At 46.6% G+C, this 725-nt stretch carries 1 protein-coding gene; it reads right to left on the reverse strand.

Features of this window, described 5'->3' with window-relative positions:
• A partial coding sequence (locus A3761_RS07820) for an EF-Tu/IF-2/RF-3 family GTPase (protein ID WP_255374930.1) occupies positions 1–725 on the reverse strand: 725 nt, incomplete at both ends.

A 725-nucleotide genomic window follows, 5' to 3' on the forward strand; every position in this document is an offset into this window, starting at 1 on the left:
ATTCACCACGACCCGAGACAACAAACTTGTCCGGCGTATCACCTGGCGCCACTCGTAATGCCACATTGTGAATAAGCTCTTGATCAAGACGATCCTTAATATTACGCGTCGTAACAAACTTACCTTCCAAGCCCGCAAAAGGAGAATCATTCACCACGAAGGTCATACTTACGGTTGGCTCATCTACGTTTAGTGCTGGCAAAGCCTCTACACACTCCGGGTCACACAAAGTATCTGAAATACCTAAGCCATCAATACCATTGATACAAACAATATCTCCGGCATTCGCCAGTGGCGTCTCAACCTGCTCAAGCCCCATATGAGTTTTGACGTTAAGCACCTTGCCTTTACGCTCATTACCCTTGGCATCTTTAATAATTACTTGCTGATTTGGCTTCAATGTTCCGCGAGTAATACGACCTACACCAATAACACCTACGTAGCTGTCGTAAGCCAATGCAGACACCTGCATCTGGAACATTCCTTCAGGATCTACATCAGGCGCTGGCACTTGTTCTGTGATCATCTCATACAGCGGCGTCATATCGTCAGCCATATCCTCAGGGTCTGAACCAGCAATACCATTCAGCGCCGACGCATAAATAACAGGGAAGTCTAACTGTTCATCCGTCGCACCCAAGCTATCAAACAAATCGAAAACCTGATCCATCACCCAGTCTGGACGAGCACCCGGGCGATCTATTTTATTGATTACAACAATAGGA

This window comes from Oleiphilus sp. HI0123 (assembly GCF_001635315.1).